This is a genomic window from Pseudomonas shirazensis, assembly GCF_050496565.1.
Classification (GTDB): domain Bacteria; phylum Pseudomonadota; class Gammaproteobacteria; order Pseudomonadales; family Pseudomonadaceae; genus Aquipseudomonas; species Aquipseudomonas shirazensis_A.
The window spans coordinates 231066-250125 of record NZ_JBNWAE010000009.1 but is presented as its reverse complement, the minus strand read 5'-3'; the positions used below and the strand labels follow the sequence as shown (position 1 = coordinate 250125).

General features: G+C 62.8%; 21 protein-coding genes. 14 read left to right on the top strand and 7 right to left on the bottom strand.

What is annotated here, in order from left to right:
• Nucleotides 1–109: 109 nt before the first annotated feature.
• From ssuE to ACQZ2L_RS15550, 6 genes are all read left to right on the top strand, one after another.
• Nucleotides 110–703 (top strand): NADPH-dependent FMN reductase, encoded by a 594-nt coding sequence (ssuE, locus tag ACQZ2L_RS15575; protein ID WP_430326858.1) that lies wholly within the window; start codon nucleotides 110–112, stop codon nucleotides 701–703.
• Between the two features lie 81 nt (nucleotides 704–784).
• Nucleotides 785–1750: a sulfonate ABC transporter substrate-binding protein gene (locus tag ACQZ2L_RS15570; protein WP_314874821.1), complete on the top strand. Its 966-nt coding sequence runs from the start codon at nucleotides 785–787 to the stop codon at nucleotides 1748–1750.
• Nucleotides 1751–1810: 60 nt separating this feature from the next.
• A complete protein-coding gene (gene ssuD / locus ACQZ2L_RS15565; protein WP_430326857.1) occupies nucleotides 1811–2959 on the top strand; it encodes an FMNH2-dependent alkanesulfonate monooxygenase in 1149 nt (382 codons plus the stop codon).
• Between the two features lie 10 nt (nucleotides 2960–2969).
• A complete protein-coding gene (ssuC, locus tag ACQZ2L_RS15560) occupies nucleotides 2970–3767 on the top strand; it encodes an aliphatic sulfonate ABC transporter permease SsuC (protein ID WP_101322558.1) in 798 nt (265 codons plus the stop codon).
• Nucleotides 3764–4576 (top strand): aliphatic sulfonates ABC transporter ATP-binding protein, encoded by an 813-nt coding sequence (gene ssuB, locus ACQZ2L_RS15555; RefSeq protein WP_430326856.1) that lies wholly within the window; start codon nucleotides 3764–3766, stop codon nucleotides 4574–4576. Before ssuC ends, ssuB begins: the two co-directional genes overlap by 4 nt.
• Nucleotides 4577–4607: 31 nt before the next feature.
• On the top strand, nucleotides 4608–4823 hold the full coding sequence (locus ACQZ2L_RS15550) for a TOBE domain-containing protein (RefSeq protein WP_101322556.1): 216 nt from the start codon (nucleotides 4608–4610) through the stop codon (nucleotides 4821–4823).
• 129 nt (nucleotides 4824–4952) lie between these two features.
• Here the strand turns inward: ACQZ2L_RS15550 and ACQZ2L_RS15545 are convergent, their stop codons facing one another.
• The 4 genes from ACQZ2L_RS15545 to ACQZ2L_RS15530 all read right to left on the bottom strand — a co-directional run bounded on the left by ACQZ2L_RS15545 (nucleotide 4953) and on the right by ACQZ2L_RS15530 (nucleotide 10017).
• On the bottom strand, nucleotides 4953–5579 hold the full coding sequence (locus tag ACQZ2L_RS15545; RefSeq protein WP_312387853.1) for a TetR/AcrR family transcriptional regulator: 627 nt from the start codon (nucleotides 5577–5579) through the stop codon (nucleotides 4953–4955).
• Nucleotides 5579–7156: a glutamate--cysteine ligase gene (gene gshA / locus ACQZ2L_RS15540; RefSeq protein ID WP_430326854.1), complete on the bottom strand. Its 1578-nt coding sequence runs from the start codon at nucleotides 7154–7156 to the stop codon at nucleotides 5579–5581. The genes ACQZ2L_RS15545 and gshA overlap by 1 nt, the downstream gene beginning before the upstream one ends.
• Nucleotides 7157–7309: 153 nt before the next feature.
• On the bottom strand, nucleotides 7310–7696 hold the full coding sequence (locus ACQZ2L_RS15535; RefSeq protein WP_314874808.1) for a PaaI family thioesterase: 387 nt from the start codon (nucleotides 7694–7696) through the stop codon (nucleotides 7310–7312).
• On the bottom strand, nucleotides 7693–10017 hold the full coding sequence (locus tag ACQZ2L_RS15530) for a Tex family protein (protein WP_430326853.1): 2325 nt from the start codon (nucleotides 10015–10017) through the stop codon (nucleotides 7693–7695). The genes ACQZ2L_RS15535 and ACQZ2L_RS15530 overlap by 4 nt, the downstream gene beginning before the upstream one ends.
• A gap of 230 nt (nucleotides 10018–10247) precedes the next feature.
• On the opposite strand from ACQZ2L_RS15530, the gene ompR reads away from it, so the two are divergent.
• Nucleotides 10248–10988, top strand: coding sequence for a two-component system response regulator OmpR (gene ompR, locus ACQZ2L_RS15525; protein WP_103435320.1), 741 nt, complete (start codon nucleotides 10248–10250; stop codon nucleotides 10986–10988).
• A 118-nt stretch (nucleotides 10989–11106) separates the two neighbouring features.
• On the top strand, nucleotides 11107–12420 hold the full coding sequence (locus ACQZ2L_RS15520) for an ATP-binding protein (RefSeq protein WP_178080802.1): 1314 nt from the start codon (nucleotides 11107–11109) through the stop codon (nucleotides 12418–12420).
• 148 nt (nucleotides 12421–12568) lie between these two features.
• Here ACQZ2L_RS15520 and rimK read toward each other — a convergent pair whose 3' ends face one another.
• Both rimK and ACQZ2L_RS15510 read right to left on the bottom strand, forming a co-directional pair.
• The gene (rimK, locus tag ACQZ2L_RS15515) at nucleotides 12569–13474 is read right to left on the bottom strand and encodes a 30S ribosomal protein S6--L-glutamate ligase (RefSeq protein WP_314874798.1); all 906 of its coding nucleotides are present in this window, start codon (nucleotides 13472–13474) and stop codon (nucleotides 12569–12571) included.
• Nucleotides 13471–13920, bottom strand: a complete 450-nt coding sequence (locus ACQZ2L_RS15510) for an ATP-dependent zinc protease (RefSeq protein ID WP_314875494.1) — start codon at nucleotides 13918–13920, stop codon at nucleotides 13471–13473. Before ACQZ2L_RS15510 ends, rimK begins: the two co-directional genes overlap by 4 nt.
• 142 nt (nucleotides 13921–14062) lie before the next feature.
• Here ACQZ2L_RS15510 and ACQZ2L_RS15505 point away from each other — a divergent pair, with 142 nt between their 5' ends.
• From ACQZ2L_RS15505 to ACQZ2L_RS15480, 6 genes are all read left to right on the top strand, one after another.
• Nucleotides 14063–14464, top strand: coding sequence for an RNA-binding S4 domain-containing protein (locus ACQZ2L_RS15505; RefSeq protein WP_430326852.1), 402 nt, complete (start codon nucleotides 14063–14065; stop codon nucleotides 14462–14464).
• Between the two features lie 101 nt (nucleotides 14465–14565).
• Entirely contained in the window at nucleotides 14566–15468 is a 903-nt protein-coding gene (gene hslO / locus ACQZ2L_RS15500; RefSeq protein ID WP_430326851.1) for an Hsp33 family molecular chaperone HslO, read from the top strand.
• A 179-nt stretch (nucleotides 15469–15647) separates the two neighbouring features.
• A complete protein-coding gene (locus ACQZ2L_RS15495) occupies nucleotides 15648–17192 on the top strand; it encodes a phosphoenolpyruvate carboxykinase (RefSeq protein ID WP_430326850.1) in 1545 nt (514 codons plus the stop codon).
• 191 nt (nucleotides 17193–17383) lie between these two features.
• Entirely contained in the window at nucleotides 17384–17668 is a 285-nt protein-coding gene (locus ACQZ2L_RS15490) for a type II toxin-antitoxin system Phd/YefM family antitoxin (protein WP_430326849.1), read from the top strand.
• A complete protein-coding gene (locus ACQZ2L_RS15485) occupies nucleotides 17634–17942 on the top strand; it encodes a Txe/YoeB family addiction module toxin (RefSeq protein ID WP_430326848.1) in 309 nt (102 codons plus the stop codon). Before ACQZ2L_RS15490 ends, ACQZ2L_RS15485 begins: the two co-directional genes overlap by 35 nt.
• A 34-nt stretch (nucleotides 17943–17976) precedes the next feature.
• A complete protein-coding gene (locus ACQZ2L_RS15480) occupies nucleotides 17977–18411 on the top strand; it encodes an acyl-CoA thioesterase (RefSeq protein ID WP_430326847.1) in 435 nt (144 codons plus the stop codon).
• 69 nt (nucleotides 18412–18480) lie between these two features.
• Here ACQZ2L_RS15480 and ACQZ2L_RS15475 read toward each other — a convergent pair whose 3' ends face one another.
• Nucleotides 18481–18963, bottom strand: coding sequence for a glycine zipper domain-containing protein (locus tag ACQZ2L_RS15475; RefSeq protein ID WP_430326846.1), 483 nt, complete (start codon nucleotides 18961–18963; stop codon nucleotides 18481–18483).
• Between the last annotated feature and the right edge of the window lie 97 nt (nucleotides 18964–19060).

Here is a 19060-nt window from a genome sequence, read left to right as displayed (position 1 = left end):
AATGAAAAAATATGATTTATAGATATATATGAACTGCTGTTAAGGTCACTTACATCAAGCGGGAGCACTACTGAACAGGCCCCGCCACGAATCGAAGGAAGCGTTGCTCATGTTGGTTGTCTCGGTAGGTGGTAGCCCAAGTACCCGTTCCCGCTCCGGCGTGTTGCTGGAGCGTTCACGCCAGTGGCTGCAAGAGCGCGGGGTCGAGGTCGTGACCTTTCAGGTCCGCGAGTTTGCCGCCGAAGACCTCCTCCATGCGCGCTTCGACAGCCCGCAAGTGCAGCACTTTCAGCAGCTGGTAGCGCAGGCCGATGGCCTGATCGTCGCCACCCCGGTGTACAAGGCGTCGTTTGCCGGCGCCCTGAAGACCCTACTCGATCTGCTGCCCGAGCGCGCCCTGGAACACAAAGTGGTACTGCCAATCGCAACCGGCGGCAGCATCGCCCACATGCTGGCGGTGGACTACGCCCTCAAACCGGTGCTGTCGGCACTCAAGGCGCAAGAGACCCTGCAAGGGATCTTCGCCGACGACAGCCAGATCGCCTACGGCGAAGGCAGCACCCCGGCGCAGCTCGCGGCCAGCCTCGAAGCGCGCCTGCTGGACTCGCTCGACACGTTTCACAGCGCCTTGGTCCGCCGGCCACAACCGGTCGCCCCCGGCGTGCTCAATGAACGCTTGATCAGTGCTCGCTGGAGCATCTGAAGCCACACGTTTTTCCACCTTACTCGCCCGTCAACGAGGCAAGCAGGTGCAACCCGAACCCTATACGTCTTGGAGAGCGCCATGCGCACAGTCTTCTTGCGTCGCGGTCTGGTCGCCCTGTTTGCGGCGGCTGTATCCTTCGGCGCCATTACTCAAGCCCAGGCCGAGAGCCTGCGCATCGGTTATCAGAAATACGGCACGCTGGTGCTGCTCAAGGCCAAGGGCACGCTGGAAAAGCGCCTGGCCGAGCAAGGCATTCAGGTGCAGTGGACCGAGTTCCCCGGCGGCCCGCAGCTGCTCGAAGGGCTCAACGTCGGCTCGATCGACTTTGGCGTGACTGGCGAAACGCCGCCGGTGTTTGCCCAGGCCGCTGGCGCCGATCTGCTCTACGTTGCCTACGAGCCACCAGCCCCGCACAGCGAAGCGATCCTGGTGCCGAAGGGCTCCACGGTACAGTCGGTAAAAGACCTCAAAGGCAAGAAAGTCGCCCTCAACAAAGGCTCCAACGTGCACTACCTGCTGGTGCGTGCGCTGGAAGATGCCGGCCTCAAGTACAGCGATATCCAACCGGTTTACCTGCCGCCATCCGATGCCCGCGCCGCGTTCGAACGTGGCAGCGTCGACGCCTGGGTGATCTGGGACCCGTACCAGGCGGCCGCCGAGCAGCAATTGCAGGCGCGCACTCTGCGTGACGGCAAAGGTCTGGTCGACAATCACCAGTTCTACCTGGCGACTCGCGACTATGCGACCCAGCACCCTGCCGTGATCAACACCTTGATCGAAGAAGTCCGCGCCGTCGGTCAGTGGTCCCAGGCCAACCCGCAGGAAGTCACCGATCAGGTCGCACCGCTGCTTGGCCTGCCGGCTGACATCACCCTGACCTCGGTCAAGCGTCAGGGCTACGGCGCAGCGCCGCTGACCCCTGAAGTGGTCGCGGCACAACAGAAAATTGCCGACACCTTCCAGGCGCTCAAGCTGATCCCCAAGCCGCTGAGCATCAAGGACGTGATCTGGACACCCCCGGCCAAGGTCGCAACTGCGCCTTGATTGATCTGCCTGCGCCGGGGCGCCGCTCCGGCTTGAGCCACCCTTGAGGAGACAACTCCAGTGAGCCTTAATATTTTCTGGTTCCTTCCAACCCACGGTGACGGCAAGTACCTGGGTACTTCCGATGGCGCCCGTGCGGTCGACCACGGTTACCTGCAACAGATTGCCCAGGCGGCGGATCGCCTTGGTTTCGGCGGTGTGCTGATCCCGACCGGACGCTCCTGCGAAGACTCCTGGCTGGTGGCTGCGTCGCTGATCCCGGTCACACAGAACCTGAAATTTCTGGTCGCGCTGCGCCCCGGCATCATCTCGCCGACCGTAGCGGCGCGTCAGGCAGCCACGCTGGATCGCCTGTCCAACGGCCGTGCGCTGTTCAACCTGGTCACTGGCGGTGACCCGGACGAACTGGCCGGCGATGGCTTGCACCTGAACCACCAGGAGCGCTATGAAGCCTCGGTCGAGTTCACCCGCATCTGGCGCAAAGTGCTCGAAGGCGAAAACGTCGACTACGAAGGCAAACACATTCAGGTCAAGGGCGCCAAGCTGCTCTACCCACCGATCCAGCAACCGCGTCCGCCACTGTACTTCGGCGGCTCTTCGGAGGCCGCGCAGGACCTGGCTGCCGAGCAGGTCGAGCTGTACCTGACCTGGGGCGAACCGCCTGCAGCAGTGGCCGAGAAAATCGCCCAGGTGCGCGAGAAGGCTGCCGCGCAAGGCCGCGAAGTACGCTTCGGCATCCGCCTGCATGTGATCGTTCGAGAAACCAACGAAGAAGCCTGGGCCGCCGCCGACAAGCTGATTTCGCACCTGGACGACGCCACCATTGCCCGTGCCCAGGCCTCGCTGGCGCGCTTCGACTCGGTAGGCCAGCAACGCATGGCCGCCCTGCACGGCGGCAGCCGCGACAACCTTGAAGTCAGCCCCAACCTGTGGGCCGGGGTTGGTCTGGTCCGCGGCGGCGCTGGTACTGCGCTGGTCGGCGATGGCCCGACCGTGGCAGCGCGGGTCAAGGAATACGCCGCGCTGGGTATCGACACCTTCATCTTCTCTGGCTACCCGCATCTGGAAGAGTCATACCGCGTTGCCGAGCTGCTGTTCCCGCACCTGAACGTACAACGCCCGGAGCAACCGAAAGCGGGCGGCTATGTGAGCCCGTTTGGCGAGATGGTCGCCAACGACATCCTGCCCAAGTCCGTGTCGCAGAGCTGAGGACCGGACCATGAGTCGTGCAACCTCATCCACCTTGGCTCAGCGCCTGGCCCCCTGGGCACTGCCGGTACTGCTGCTGGCGATCTGGCAGCTGGCGGTCAGCGCTGGCTGGCTGTCGACGCGCATCCTGCCGGCACCCAGCGCAGTGGTCAGCGCCGGTGTCGAGCTGGTGCGCAGCGGCGAGATCTGGACTCACCTGGCCATCAGCGGCTGGCGTGCGGGGCTGGGTTTTGCCATCGGCGGCAGCATCGGCCTGGTGCTGGGCTTTATCACCGGTCTGTCGAACTGGGGCGAACGCCTGCTCGATAGCTCGGTGCAGATGATCCGTAACGTGCCGCACCTGGCGCTGATCCCACTGGTGATCCTGTGGTTCGGTATCGATGAGTCGGCGAAGATCTTTCTGGTCGCGCTGGGCACGCTGTTCCCGATCTACCTGAACACCTACCACGGCATCCGCAACGTTGACCCGGCCTTGGTGGAAATGGCCCGCAGCTACGGCCTGTCCGGCTTCAGCCTGTTCCGCCAGGTGATCCTGCCGGGTGCGCTGCCGTCGATTCTGGTCGGTGTGCGCTTCGCCCTGGGTTTCATGTGGCTGACCTTGATCGTCGCCGAAACCATCTCGGCCAACGCCGGCATTGGTTACCTGGCAATGAACGCTCGGGAGTTTCTGCAAACCGACGTGGTGGTACTGGCAATTGTGCTCTACGCCGTGCTCGGCAAGCTCGCTGACCTCGCCGCTCGCGGCCTGGAACGCGCTTGGCTGCGCTGGCACCCGGCCTATCAAGTGGCCAAGAAGGAGGGCGCATGACCGTGCTCAAGGAACAACCGCCGCGCTTGCTGCGTGGCATCCCGCTGGCCACCCAGGATGTACGCAAGACCTTTGGCCAGCGTGAAGTACTGCGTGGTATCGACCTGCACATTCCGGCCGGGCAGTTCGTCGCCATCGTGGGCCGCAGTGGCTGCGGCAAGAGCACCTTGCTGCGCTTGTTGGCGGGCCTCGACCAGCCTACGGGCGGTCAGTTGCTGGCCGGTGCTGCGCCGCTGGCCGATGCCCGCGAAGAAACCCGCTTGATGTTCCAGGACGCGCGCTTGCTGCCCTGGAAAAAGGTCATCGACAACGTCGGCCTTGGCCTCAAGGGCGACTGGCGGCAGAAGGCGCTGGACGCACTGGAAGCCGTCGGCCTGGCCGACCGCGCCAATGAGTGGCCAGCGGCGTTATCGGGCGGGCAGAAGCAGCGTGTAGCGCTGGCCCGCGCGCTGATTCACCAGCCGCGCCTGCTGCTGCTCGACGAGCCGCTCGGCGCGCTCGATGCGCTGACCCGGATCGAGATGCAGCAACTGATCGAACGCCTGTGGCGCCAGCATGGCTTCACCGTGCTGCTGGTCACCCATGACGTCAGCGAGGCGGTTGCCGTGGCCGACCGGGTGATCCTGATTGAAGACGGCGCGGTCGGCCTCGACCTCAACGTCGAGCTGGCCAGGCCCCGGGTGCGCGGCTCGCATCGCCTGGCTGCCCTGGAAAGCGAAGTTCTCAACCGCGTTTTGTCTGTACCGGGCGCTGCGCCCGAGCCGGACCCTGTAGCACCTTTGCCCACGCAGTTGCGTTGGGCTCACTGAACCCCTGAAACCAGCACAAAGGAATCACTCCATGACTATCAAAGCGATCAACGTCCGCAACCAGTTCAAAGGCACTGTGAAAGAAATCCTCGAAGGTCCGGTACTGTCGGAAATCGACGTGCAGACCGCCTCCGGTGTAGTCACCTCGGTGATCACCACGCGCTCGGTAAAAGAGTTGGAACTGCAGGTGGGCAGTGAAGTGATTGCCTTCGTCAAATCGACCGAAGTGTCTATCGCCAAGCTGTGATGATTGTTGGTGTTTTGGGGCCGCTTTGCGGCCTTCGCGGGCAAGCCCGCTCCCACAAGGTTTGCAGCGTCGCCTGAACCTGTGGGAGCGGGTTCACCCGCGAAGGGCTGCGCAGCGGCCCCAAAACTATCAGCGTTTAGGCAGAAATAGCGGCAAATACAACCCCAGATACGCATCACAGACCCGCTTGCCTTCCTCGGCCATACGCGGGGTGATCTGCTCATGCAACTGCACCGAGCGGGCATAGACCCGGTCGCTCAGCTCCATCGCCAGGGCAAACACATCGACGTCGTGCGGCATTGCCGGTAACTGAAAATGCTGATCGAACAGCTTGTGCATCAGCTCGCCCAGCTCCAGATCATGCTTGCGATCCGCCTGGGTCACTTCGCTCAAGCCATGCTGGGCCAGAATCAACTGCCGCGCTGCGGCATCCTCCTGATAGATCTCCAACATACGTTGCTCGATCAGCCGCGACAGGTCATGCCAGGTGGTCAGCGCGCTACTGTCGATCGGCGCGCGCAGTGCCTCGCGAAAGGCCCGGTGCACATCCGCCGTCAGCGCTTCGAGCAGGGCCGGTACGCTGGCAAAGAAGTGGTACACCGACGACGGCGGGATCTGCGCGTGCTCGGCCACGCTGTAGATCGACAGCCCGGCCACACCGTGCGCCGCAAGCAACTCGCGGGCTGCCGCCAGAATCGTGACGATCCTGGCCTGGCTGCTGGCGCGCGGCTTGCGTGGTGTGGGCGTGCGGGTCATCAGTTGCTGATGGCCAGGATGCTGGCCTGGTAGGCACCGACGAACAGGTCGAAATCACCGACTTCGTCCTGCTCCAGGCGCGCCTGCTCGGCCAGCGACTCGCGTGCCAGCGTCTCGAAGGCTTGCTGGCGCTCGGGGCTCAACGGTTGCTCGCGGAAGGTTTCGGCATGCAGACGGCTCTGACGCATGGAGAACTCGACAAAGCTCTCATCGTGCTCGGTCATGCGCGCCAGCACCTGCGCCGATGGGGTCAGCTCGGGGTCGTCGACCTTGGCCTGCTGCGCTTCAACCGCTTTGGCGTGGGCGTCACCGCCGTTGGCCTGATCGAGCAACGCGGCCAGCGGCGCGATACGCTCGAGCAACTCGCCAGCCCAGTCCTTGAGCGTCACCGGTTGGCCATTGCGCTGCAGCTCCAGGCCTGGCTTGCGGCCTTGCTTAACCACGCTGAGGAAGTTGCTGGTGCACTGGCCGCATTCGCCGTTGCTCAGCTGCGGGCTGTCGTCCAGCGCGCACAGCAGCAGGAATGCATCGAGGAAGCGCGACTGCTGCAGGTCGATACCGACCGGCAGGAACGGGTTGATGTCCAGGCAGCGCACTTCGACGTACTGCACGCCACGCGAAGCCAGCGCCTGGATCGGCCGCTCGCCGGTGTAGGTCACGCGCTTGGGGCGGATGTTCGAGTAGTACTCGTTTTCAATCTGCAGAATATTGGTGTTGAGCTGGACCCACTCGCCATCCTTGTGCGTGCCGATCTCGACGTACGGCGGGTACGGCGTGCCGACCGCCTTGCGCAGGCTGTCGGTGTAGCTGGCGAGGTCGTTGTAGCAAGGCGTCAGGCCGGCCTGGGCGTTGCTCTGGTAACCCAGGTCGCTCATGCGCAGGCTGGTCGCGTAGGGCAGGTACAAGGTGTCGGGGTCGAGCTGTTCGAGCTGATGCGCACGGCCGCGCATGAAGCCTGCGTCCAGCGCCGGCGAAGCGCCGAACAGGTACATCAGCAGCCAGCTGTAGCGGCGGAAGTTACGAATCAGGGCGATGTACGCCGCCGACTGGAAGTCACGATCGCTGTCGGCGCCGCCTTCCTTTTCGCGCAGCAAGGGCCACAGCGCCTCGGGCAGCGAGAAGTTGTAGTGAATACCGGCAATGCACTGCATGGTGCGGCCGTAACGCAGGGCCAGGCCCTTGCGGTAGACGTACTTGAGCTGGCCGATATTGGAGGTGCCGTAATAGCCGATCGGAATATCCTCTTCGGCCGGCAATGCGCAGGGCATCGACGGGCTCCACAGGTATTCGTTGCCCAGCTTGGACTGGACGAAGCGATGCACCTCTTCGAGGTTATCCAGCACCGCAGCCGGGTCGGCCAGCGCCGGAGTAATGAACTCCAGCAGCGATTCGGAATAATCGGTGGTGATCTGCTCGTTGGTCAGCGCCGATCCCAGGGCCTCGGGATGAGGGGTCTGGGCCAGGCGACCTTGATCGGTCACGCGCAGGCATTCGCGCTCAATACCGTGCAGGCACTGCTTGAGCAAGGGGAGATTGGCACTGAGCAGGCTCAGGCGGCTGTTGAGGAGTTCGCTCAAGATGTATTCCTTCACGCGTCAGTCGCCCCAATATGGGGGTAGAAATGACGGTCTACAAGGGTAGGGACAAAGGAACTGGCGTTGTCGCCTGGTTACGCGGTTTCGGCAGTGCCATCACACTGCCGAAAAATACCGCAGATAGCGCTTTGTGAGCTAGAGAACCGCGAAGGTTCCCTGAGCTTTCGCAACCAGTTTGTCGTCTTGGACTACGTCGGCGTCGACCACCAGCGTGCGCCGGCCCGCGTGCAGCACGCGCGCGGTACATAACACCTCACCATCGCTGACCGCGCGCATGTAGTTGATCTTGCACTCGATGGTCACGCTTTGCTGGTCAAAGCCATGGCTGGCCGAGCAGGCCAGGCCCATGGCGATGTCGACCAGGCTGAAGATCGCCCCGCCGTGCAGCTTCTGGCCGCGGTTACGCAGCTGTGGCGTCAGCGTCAGGGCTACCGTCGCAACACCCTCCTCAAGGCGCTGCAGGCGGCAGCCAAGCAACTGGCTGAAGGCGCTTTCGACGTATTCGCTGGGCAGGTCGGTCATTTCTTCTTCAACTGCTTGGCATTGGCGAACAGCGAAGCCATGGCGTTGTTGGCTGGCGCGACCGTGGCCGTTTCACGCGGGCGCGCGGGCTGCTGCGGGCGGTTGCCGCCATTTGCCCGGCCACCACCGCGGTTGCCTTCGACCTTCTCGCCGGGGGTGTCGCCCATGCGCATCGACAGGGCGATACGTTTGCGCGGGATATCCACCTCCATCACCTTGACCTTGACCACGTCGCCGGCCTTGACCGCTTCACGCGGGTCCTTGATGAACTTCTCCGACAGCGACGAGATGTGCACCAGGCCGTCCTGATGCACGCCGATGTCGACGAAGGCACCGAAGTTGGTGACGTTGGTGACCACGCCTTCGAGGATCATCCCAGGCTCGAGGTCCTTGAGCTCTTCGACGCCGTCCTGGAACGAGGCGGTCTTGAACTCCGGGCGCGGGTCACGGCCGGGCTTGTCCAGCTCTTGCAGGATGTCGGTGACGGTCGGCAGGCCGAAGGTCTCGTCGGTGAAGTTTTTCGGGTCGAGGCGCTTGAGGAAGGCGCTGTCGCCGATCAGCGAGCGGATGTCGCGGTCGGTGCCGGCGGCAATCCGCTGCACCAGCGGGTAGGCTTCCGGGTGCACGGCGGAGGCGTCCAGCGGGTTGTCGCCGTTCATCACACGGAGGAAGCCGGCGGCCTGTTCGAAGGTTTTTTCGCCGAGGCGGCTGACCTTTTTCAGCGCTGCGCGGGTGGCGAACGGGCCATTGGCGTCGCGGTGGGCGACGATGTTCTGCGCCAGGGTCGCGTTCAGGCCAGAGATGCGCGTGAGCAGCGCCACCGAGGCGGTGTTGACGTCGACGCCGACGGCGTTCACGCAGTCTTCCACCACCGCATCAAGGCCGCGGGCGAGCTTGAGCTGCGAGACATCATGCTGGTACTGGCCGACGCCGATCGATTTCGGGTCGATCTTGACCAACTCGGCGAGCGGGTCCTGCAGGCGTCGGGCAATCGACACCGCGCCGCGGATCGATACGTCCAGGTCCGGGAACTCGCGCGCTGCCAGCTCCGAGGCGGAGTACACCGAAGCGCCGGCTTCGGACACCATCACCTTGGTCATCTTCAGTGCTGGGTATTTTTTGATCAGCTCGGCAGCGAGCTTGTCGGTCTCGCGGCTGGCGGTGCCGTTACCGATCGCGATCAGTTCCACCGAGTGCTTGGCGCACAGCGCGGCGAGCACGGCGATGGTGCGGTCCCAGTCGTTGCGCGGCACGTGCGGGTAAACCGTGGCGGTGTCGAGCAGCTTGCCGGTGGCGTCCACCACGGCGACCTTGCAGCCGGTACGCAGGCCAGGGTCGAGGCCCAGGGTCGTGCGCGGGCCTGCCGGGGCAGCCAGCAGCAGGTCGTGCAGGTTGTGCGCGAAGACGTTGATCGCTTCGCTCTCGGCGGCTTCCCGCAGCTCGCCGAACAGGTCGGTTTCCAGGTGGGTGTAGAGCTTGACCTTCCAGGTCCAGCGCACCACTTCGCCGAGCCATTTGTCGGCCGGGCGGGCGCGGTTTTCCACGCCGAAGTGCTGGCCGATCATCAGCTCGCACGGGTGCAGGGTGCCCGGCAGCTCTTCGCCGACTTTAAGCGCGGCGCTGAGTACGCCCTCGTTGCGGCCACGGAAGATCGCCAGCGCACGGTGCGACGGCGCGGTGCGCAGCAGCTCGTCATGGTCGAAGTAATCGCGGAACTTGGCGCCTTCCTCTTCCTTGCCAGGCACCAGGCGGGCACTGAGCACGGCTTCCTGCTTGAGGTAGCTGCGCAGTTTTTCCAGCAGGCCGGCGTCTTCGGCGAAGCGCTCCATGAGGATGTACTTGGCGCCTTCCAGCGCGGCCTTGACGTCGGCTACGCCCTTGTCGGCATCGACGAAGCGCGCGGCTTCGCTTTCCGGGGTCAGCTGCGGGTCGTTGAACAGGCCGTCGGCCAGCTCGCCGAGGCCGGCTTCGAGGGCGATCTGGCCCTTGGTGCGGCGCTTTTGCTTGTACGGCAGGTACAAGTCTTCGAGGCGGGTCTTGGTGTCGGCCAGCTTGATCTCGCGGGCCAGCTCCGGGGTCAGCTTGCCTTGCTCGTCGATGCTGGCAAGGATGCTCGCGCGGCGATCATCCAGCTCGCGCAGGTAGCGCAGGCGCTCATCCAGGTGGCGCAGCTGGGTGTCGTCGAGGCTGCCGGTGACTTCCTTGCGGTAACGGGCGATGAAGGGCACCGTCGAGCCTTCGTCCAACAGGGCCACGGCCGCCTCGACCTGTTGCGGGCGAACGCCGAGTTCTGCGGCAATACGGCTGTTGATGCTGTCCATGAAAACCACCTGACAATATGTGAATACTGGAGGCCGCAGGTGGGCATTCGTGCCCGGCGGCGCTGGGTGAAAGGCGCGCATTATACCCATCGCGTCGGGCTTGCGGTGATAGCGCCGAGCCATCGGCGGCCGCGTGGAAGTGGCGCCGGGGGAAAAATCTGCTAACAATGCACACGGCACGCGCTGCAATGGCTACGCCATAATGCGCAGCGATCTCAGAGGAGTTATTGATGACCAGCACGCCTAACACAGTTGAAGGTGACAAGATTCTCATCGTCGACGACGATCCGGGGCTCAGCAGCCTGCTGGAGCGTTTTTTCACCAGCAAGGGCTACCGCACCCGGGCAGTACCCAACGTCGAACAGATGGACCGGCTGCTGGCCCGTGAGGTGTTCAACCTGGTTGTCCTCGACCTGATGCTGCCCGGCGAAGACGGCTTGTCCGCCTGCCGCCGCCTGCGCGCAGCGAACAACCAGATCCCGATCATCATGCTTACCGCCAAGGGCGACGAGTTGAGCCGGATCAAAGGCCTGGAGCTGGGCGCCGATGATTACCTGGCCAAGCCGTTCAACCCCGACGAGCTGATGGCGCGGGTCAAGGCCGTGCTGCGCCGTCAGTCGGCGCCGGTGCCGGGTGCGCCTGGCAGCGAAGACGAGACGGTGACCTTCGGTGACTACGAGCTGTCGCTGGCCACCCGCGAGCTCAAGCGCGGCAACGAAGTGCACATGCTTACCACCGGCGAATTCGCCGTGCTCAAGGCGCTGGTGATGCACGCCCGCGAGCCGCTCACCCGCGACAAGCTGATGAACCTGGCCCGCGGCCGCGAGTGGGATGCGCTGGAGCGCTCCATCGACGTGCAGATCTCGCGCTTGCGCCGCATGATCGAACCGGACCCGTCCAAGCCGCGCTATATCCAGACCGTCTGGGGCGTGGGCTACGTGTTCGTGCCGGACGGAAACGCCGGCAAATGAGTCTGCAGGCTTGCCACAATGCTGCAGGGCGACCCGAACGGGCCGCCCTGTTTGCATCTGTGGCCAGCCGGCAATCTGGCGGGCTCTGCTCGCGCCCGCTCTGCAGTAGATGTCCTCGATGAAAACCCCTGTTTGGTTCCCGCAAAGCTTCTTCGCCCGCACCCTGTGGCTGGTGCTTATCGTCGTGCTGTTCTCCAAGGCGCTGACCCTGGTCTACCTGCTGATGAACGAAGACGTGCTGGTCGACCGTCAGTACAGCCACGGCGTGGCCCTGACCTTGCGCGCCTATTGGGCAGCCGATGAAGAAAACCGCGAGAAGATCGCCGAAGCGGCCGGCCTGATCCGGGTTACCGGGGCCGGCGTGCCGGAAGGCGAGCAACATTGGCCGTACAGCGAAATCTATCAACGGCAGATGCAGGCCGAGCTGGGCGAAGACACCGAAGTGCGCCTGCGCGTGCATGCGCCGCCGGCGCTGTGGGTCAACGCGCCGAGCCTGGGCCCGGGCTGGCTGAAGGTGCCGCTGTACCCGCACCCGTTGCGTGGGCAGAAGATCTGGAACGTACTCGGCTGGTTCCTGGCCATTGGTTTGCTGTCGACAGCGTCGGCGTGGATCTTCGTCCGTCAGCTCAATCAGCCGCTCAAGCGCCTGGTGTTTGCCGCCCGTCAGCTTGGCCAGGGGCGCAGTGTGCGCTTGCCGGTCAGCGACACGCCAAGCGAGATGGCCGAGGTTTACCGCTCGTTCAACCAGATGGCCGAAGACGTCGAACAGGCCGGGCGCGAGCGTGAGCTGATGCTGGCGGGGGTCTCGCATGACCTGCGCACGCCGCTGACGCGCTTGCGCCTGTCGCTGTCACTGATGGACAACGACAACGACCTGACCGACGACATGGTCCGCGACATCGAAGACATGGACGCGATTCTCGATCAGTTTCTGGCGTTTATCCGCGATGGCCGTGACGAGCCGCTCGAAGAGATCGACTTCTCCGACCTGGTGCGTGAGGTGGTTGCGCCGTACAACCAGCCGGAAGAGCGCGTGCGCTTGTGCCTGGAGCCGATTCCGCCATTCCCGCTGCGCCGGGTCTCGCTCAAGCGCATGCTCGGCAACCTGATCGGCAATGCCTTGCACCATGCGGGGCAGGGCGTTGAAGTAGCGGCTTATGTGTCGGGCGATGACAGTGCGCCGTATGTGGTGTTGAGCGTGCTCGACCGCGGCGCGGGGATTGATGAGTCGGAGCTGGAGACTATCTTCAACCCGTTCATTCGGGGCGACCGTGCGCGGGGGGGTAAGGGTACGGGGCTGGGGCTGGCCATCGTCAAGCGGATTGCGGCGCAGCATGGGGGCAATGTCGAGCTGCGTAACCGTTCCGGTGGGGGTATTGAAGCGCGGGTGCGGTTGCCGTTGGGGTTGCTGTTGCCGCGTAATGCTGTGTGATTGTCGGGGGCCGCTCTGCGGCCCTTTCGCGACACAAGGCCGCTCCTACAGTTGACCGCGTATGGCGATGGTACGCGGTCCCCTGTAGGAGCGGCCTTGCCGGGGCGCCGGACCGGTCGGATTGGGCCGCAGAGCGGCCCCGGCAATATCAGCCCTTACCCTTGGTCCGAGTCTGATTCGGCCCGCCGTTCTTCTCCAGATGCTCGATGATCATCCCGGCAACGTCCTTGCTGGTAGTGACCTCAATCCCTTCCAGCCCTGGAGATGAATTCACCTCCATCACCAGCGGCCCATGGTTGGAGCGCAGGATATCGACCCCAGCCACGCTCAGCCCCATGACCTTGGCCGCACGAATTGCAGTGATGCGCTCTTCCGGGGTGATCTTGATCAGGCTGGCAACGCCACCGCGATGCAGGTTGGAACGGAACTCACCCGGCTTGGCCTGACGCTTCATCGAGGCAATCACCTTGTCGCCAACCACGAAGCAGCGGATATCGGCGCCGCCGGCCTCCTTGATGTATTCCTGAACCATGATGTTCTGCTTCAGGCCCATGAACGCCTCGATCACCGATTCGGCGGCCTGGGTGGTTTCGCACAGCACCACGCCAATGCCCTGGGTGCCTTCCAGCACTTTGATCACCAGGGGCGCGCCGTTGACCATCTGTATCAGGTCGGGGATATCGTCCGGCGAGTGGGCAAAGCCGGTAATCGGCAGGCCGATACCGCGCCGCGACAGCAGCTGCAACGAGCGCAGCTTGTCCCGCGAGCGGGCAATTGCCACCGATTCGTTGAGCGGATAGACGCCCATCATCTCGAACTGGCGCAGCACCGCGCAGCCATAGAAGGTGACGGACGCGCCGATCCGCGGGATCACCGCATCAAAACCCTCCAGCGGCCGCCCGCGGTAGTGGATCTGCGGCTTGTGGCTGGCGATGTTCATGTAGGCACGCAGGGTATCGATCACAACCATCTCGTGGCCGCGCTGGGTACCGGCTTCGACCAGGCGGCGGGTGGAATACAGACGCGGGTTCCGCGACAGCACAGCGATCTTCATGCAGCACCTGTGACAGGGAGAGGGTTGACCGGAAAGGCCGGTTTGTCCTGAACGTATTTCGAGCTTGGGTCCACCACCAGTTGGCCGTGGATCAATGCCTTGGAACCGAGCAACAAGCGATAACGCATGGCCTTGCGGCAGGCCAAAGTGAATTCAACCTCCCAGACCCGGTCTCCCAGCGCCAGCGGCGTGCGGATCACATAGCGGACCTGGGCATGGCCGTTGGAGCTCTTGATGCTTTTCATGGTCACCAGTGGTGCTTCACAGCGGCGATGGCGCAGCTGCACCACAGAGCCGAGGTGTGCAGTAAATCGGACCCACTGCTCACCGTCGCGTTCAAACGGCTCGACATCGGTAGCGTGCAGGCTCGAGGTGCTGGCGCCGGTGTCGATCTTGGCGCGCAGGCCGGCCAGCCCGAGCTCGGGCAGCGCCACCCACTCGCGCAGGCCGATCACACTCAGATGGTCAAATGTCTTCACTAATCACACCCTGGGGATAAGGTGGTGAACTTTAAGCACCGCGCAGAATTTTTGCATCCGTCAGTGACGGTAGTACAGTTCGGTTAAAGACAGAATTCGAGGTAAAGAGATGGCACAAAAGCCGGAAGAAGACGACAAGGTGCGCCTGGACAAATGGCTGTGGGCCGCGCGCTTCTACAAGACCCGCGCACTGGCCAAGGCGGCCATCGAAAGCGGCAAGGTGCACTGCCGCGGCGAGCGCTGCAAGCCCGGCAAGGAGCCACGGGTGGGCGACGAGTTCGTCCTGCGCACCGGTTTCGACGAGCGCACCATCGTCGTCAAGGCGCTGTCGGTGGTCCGCCGCGGGGCGCCTGAGGCGCAGCTGCTGTACGGCGAAACCGAAGAGAGCATTCGCCGCCGCGAGCAAGCGGCGCAGCAGCGCAAGGATGGCGCCCTGGGGATGACGACCGATGGTCGGCCCAACAAGAAACAGCGCCGGCAGATCCACCAGCTGCACGGCAATTTCGACTGACCTGTGCTGTTGTAAGAGGATGAGACAGGGAGCGCCTCATGCGTGGGCCGTACCAGGCCTGTTAATATGTGGACATTATTTTTCCAGATAGCCAGAACCTTATGAGCGACCTCCCTGCTACCGATTTCACTCAACGTTTCCTGTTCGACGACCGCGACGTGCGTGGCGAGATGGTCGGACTGGAGCGCAGTTACGCCGAAGTGCTGGCCAAGCACCCCTACCCACAGCCGGTCGCGCTCCTGCTCGGCGAGCTGATGGCCGCTGCCGCGCTGCTGGTCGGCACCCTCAAGTTCGATGGCCTGCTGATCCTGCAGGCACGCTCGGAAGGGCCGGTGCCGTTGCTGATGATCGAATGCTCCAGCGAGCATGACATCCGCGGCCTGGCCCGCTATGAGGCGGACCAGATCGCCGCTGACGCGACCCTTACCGACCTGATGCCCGACGGCGTGCTGGCCTTGACCGTTGACCCGATCAACGGTCAGCGCTACCAGGGCATGGTCGACCTGCACGGCAAGGACCTGTCGGAGTGCTTCACCAACTACTTCGTCATGTCGCAGCAGATCAACACCACCATCACCCTGGCTGCCGACGGCTCGCGTGCGCGTGGCTTGCTGGTGCAGCAGCTGCCTGCCGACCGTCAGAAAGACAGCGACGAGCGCGATGAAAGCTGGAACCACGTCAAGGCTTTGGCGAACACTGTTAAAGCCGAGGAATTGCTGGGCCTGGACAACGAAACCATGCTCCATCGCCTGTATCACGAAGAGGTCGTGCGTCTTTTCGACCTGCAGCCGTTGCAGTTCCGCTGCAGCTGCTCGCGGGAACGTTCAGGCAATGCCTTGGTCAGTCTCGGTCAGGAAGACGCTCAGCAGCTGGTAGTCGAACATGGTGGCCAAATCGAGGTCGATTGCCAGTTCTGCAATCAGCGTTATCTGTTTGATGCGACCGACGTTACGCAATTGTTTGCTGGCGGCGGCACAAGCGGCGCAGCAGAAACACGTCACTGAAACGTTTAATTGCAGTGGATTCTCCTGTCGTTCTGCAATAAACCGCAGTTCTGACAGGAGGGGTCTACTTTTTTTGGGCTTTTCTGGCATAATCCGGCCACTTTTTTCGCTGTAGTCGTTTTTTTCGGACCACTACAAAACGTTTGGAGCACTCGGCCTCGGGCCGGATGGGGTATCTCATGACGCAAGCCAACAACACCGTGTACACCGACCTGAGCGTCGATGAGCTGGTAAAAGAAGCGCTGTCCCGCGGTGAAGGCGAGCTGGCCGATACTGGCGCACTGGTCGTGAAAACCGGTCACCGCACCGGCCGTTCGCCAGCTGACCGTTTCATCGTCGACGAACCCAGCACCACCGAGGCAATTGCCTGGGGCCCGATCAACCGCAAGTTCCCGGCCGACAAGTTCGATGCCCTGTGGGCTCGCGTTGAAGCGTTCAACAACGCCCAGGACCATTTTGTGTCCTACGTTCATGTAGGTGCTGCCGCCGAGCACTACCTGCCAGTGCGCATGACCACCCAGACTGCCTGGCAGAACCTGTTCGGTCGTTGCCTGTTCATCAACCCGGAGCAATACAACCCGGCCGGTCGTGATGAGTGGCAAGTGCTCAACGTTGCCAACTTCGAATGCTCGCCTGAGCGCGATGGCACCAACTCCGACGGTTGCGTGATCATCAACTTCGCCCAGAAGAAGGTGCTGATTGCTGGCATGCGTTACGCCGGCGAAATGAAAAAAGCCATGTTCTCGGTGCAGAACTTCCTGCTGCCGGCCGCTGACGTACTGCCTATGCACTGCGCAGCCAACATCGGCGAAGAAGGCGATGTCACCCTGTTCTTCGGCCTGTCGGGCACCGGCAAGACCACCCTGTCGGCCGACGAAAGCCGTTACCTGATCGGTGACGACGAACACGGCTGGGGCGAAGGCGTTGTCTTCAACATGGAAGGCGGCTGCTACGCCAAGTGCATCGACTTGTCCGAGAAGAACGAGCCGGTCATCTGGAAAGCCATCAAGCACGGCGCAGTCCTTGAAAACGTGGTCATCGACGACGCTTCCAAGCACGCCGACTACGCTGATGTCAGCCTGACCCAGAACAGCCGCGCAGCCTACCCGCTGGAGCACGTTGCCAAGCGTTCCGAAGCGAACCTGGGCGGCGAGCCAAATGCCGTTATCTTCCTGACTTGCGACCTGACCGGCGTACTGCCGCCAGTGTCGATCCTGAACAACGAGCAAGCGGCCTACCACTTCCTGTCGGGTTACACCGCGCTGGTCGGTTCGACTGAGATGGGTTCGGGCGGCGGTATCAAGTCGACCTTCTCCACCTGCTTCGGCGCGCCGTTCTTCCCGCGTCCTGCTGGCGAATACGCTGAGCTGCTGATCAAGCGCATCAACGGCTTCGGCTCCAAGGTCTACCTGGTCAACACCGGCTGGACCGGCGGTGGCTACGGCGTTGGCAAGCGCTTCAGCATCCCGACCACCCGTGCTGTGATCGCTGCGATCCAGAGCGGCGCGCTGGTGGGTGCCGAAACCGAACACCTGGACATCATCAACCTCGACGTGCCGAAAGCCGTTGAAGGTGTTGATACCAACCTGCTCAACCCACGTACCAACTGGGAAGACAAGGCTGCCTACGACGAGGCTGCCAAAGGTCTGGCCAAACTGTTCATCGAGAACTTCAAGAAGTTTGACGTTTCCGGCGCAATCAAGGCTGCCGGGCCGAAGCTGTAAGCTTTAACCGGTACGCTGGATAGAGAGCCGCCCTTAGGGGCGGCTTTTTTATGCGCGGAATTTGCCTTGTTGACGTATGTACGAAGTATCGTACAATGATCCGCGTCTGATCAAGCGCTCCACGAGCGTTTGTTGAAGCGAAACACCTTCTGAAACACCTGCTCCAGGCGCTGCCTGGAAAGGATTGACCAATGCATGTATTGACCTTTAGCCAGGCTCGCGCCGACCTGAAGCAGACAATGGATGACGTCTGTCGAGATCACGAGCCAGCAGTCATCACCCGCCAGCGCGGTGAGCCCGTGGTGATGATTTCTTTGGACGATTACAACGGCATGCGCGAAACCATGTACCTATTGGGATCATCTGCAAACGCCAAGCGTCTGCGCTCCTCCATCGCTCAGATCCGTTCCGGTAAGGCGATTACCAAGGAACTGACTATCAATGAGCACGAAGTCCAAACAACGCAACAAGACTGAGGCCCGTAACACCGCAAGCATCGCATTTACCTCGGAAGGCTGGGAAGACTACAACCACTGGCTTTCGAACGATGCCGATGTCTTTCAGCGGCTGGACGCCTTGATCTCCGAGTGTCTGCGTAGTCCATTCAAAGGAATCGGCAAGCCTGAGCCGCTGAAAGGTGACCTGTCTGGGTTCTGGTCTCGGCGGATCACCCGCGAGCATCGCATGGTCTATTTTTACGAAAGCGGCACGCTCACGATCCTGCAATGTCGTTTTCACTACGATGACTGAAGCGGCTTCATGTAATCAACCTGCGTGGTAATCCATGACCGAATCCCCCCTGCGCTCCGACTTCAACCACTTCCACCCAATCCTCACCCGTCCGCAAGACAACGACGTCAACGGCCACATCGCTGGTGCCACTGTGCATGGCTTTTTCGAAACTGCGATCCAGGCGTTCTTGGTAGAGCAGGCCGAGCTCGATCTGCGTGACGGTGCCTTGGCGGGCCTGGTGATCAGTTCGGCAGCCGACTTCTACGCCTTGCCGGCGTTTCCGGATGTGCTCGAAGTGGGCCTTGGGGTGACGCGGCTGGCTGGCAGTACCGTGGAGTATCGTTTGGCGCTGTTCCGCCCGGGCGAGACCCAGGCGTGTGCGGCGGGCAGCCTGGTGCAGGTGTTCATCGAGCGCAGCTCAGGCCAGCCTGCGGTGCTGTCTGAGGCCATGCAGGCGACACTTGCAGGCCTGCGGCCCAACCTTTAAAGGGCACAAATGCAAAGGCCCCGCCGGGAGGGGCGGGGCCTTTTGATGCCTGGGCAAAGCCCTTGGCTATCAGTGACGCCAGTGGCGTTTTGGCTTGTGCTTGCGATGGCCATAGTGGTGGCCGCGGTCGTAGTGACGACGGTCATCGTAGCCGCGACGGTAACGGCGGTCGTCGCGCTCGTCTTGATCGGCCTTGTTGCCCATGTAGTTACCCAGCGCGCCACCTGCGCCGCCGCCAGCGGCTGCACCGATGTAGCTGCCGTTGGTGCCGCCTACGCTGCGGCCAATCACGTTACCGCCGGCTGCGCCCAGGGCACCACCGATTGCGGCTTCACCGCGTTGACGTTTATCGGCACCGACCGCGCTGCCGGCTGCGCCGCCCAGGCCTGCGCCAATCGCGCCGCCGGTGCTGCCGCCAAGCTGCTGGCCGACCACTGAGCCGAGTACCCCACCCAGTGCGCCGCCAATACCTGCTTCAGTTGTGCCGCCTGCCATGGCAACGCCGCTGAGCAAGCCAAAAGACAACAACAGAATCGAGGAGTACTTCTTCATCAAGAGAACCTCAGAGGGATGACGAGGGCGAATTTGAGGCTCTGCGAGCGCTCTGGCAATTGAAATCCGACGAGTAACACGAGTTGTACACAATTCT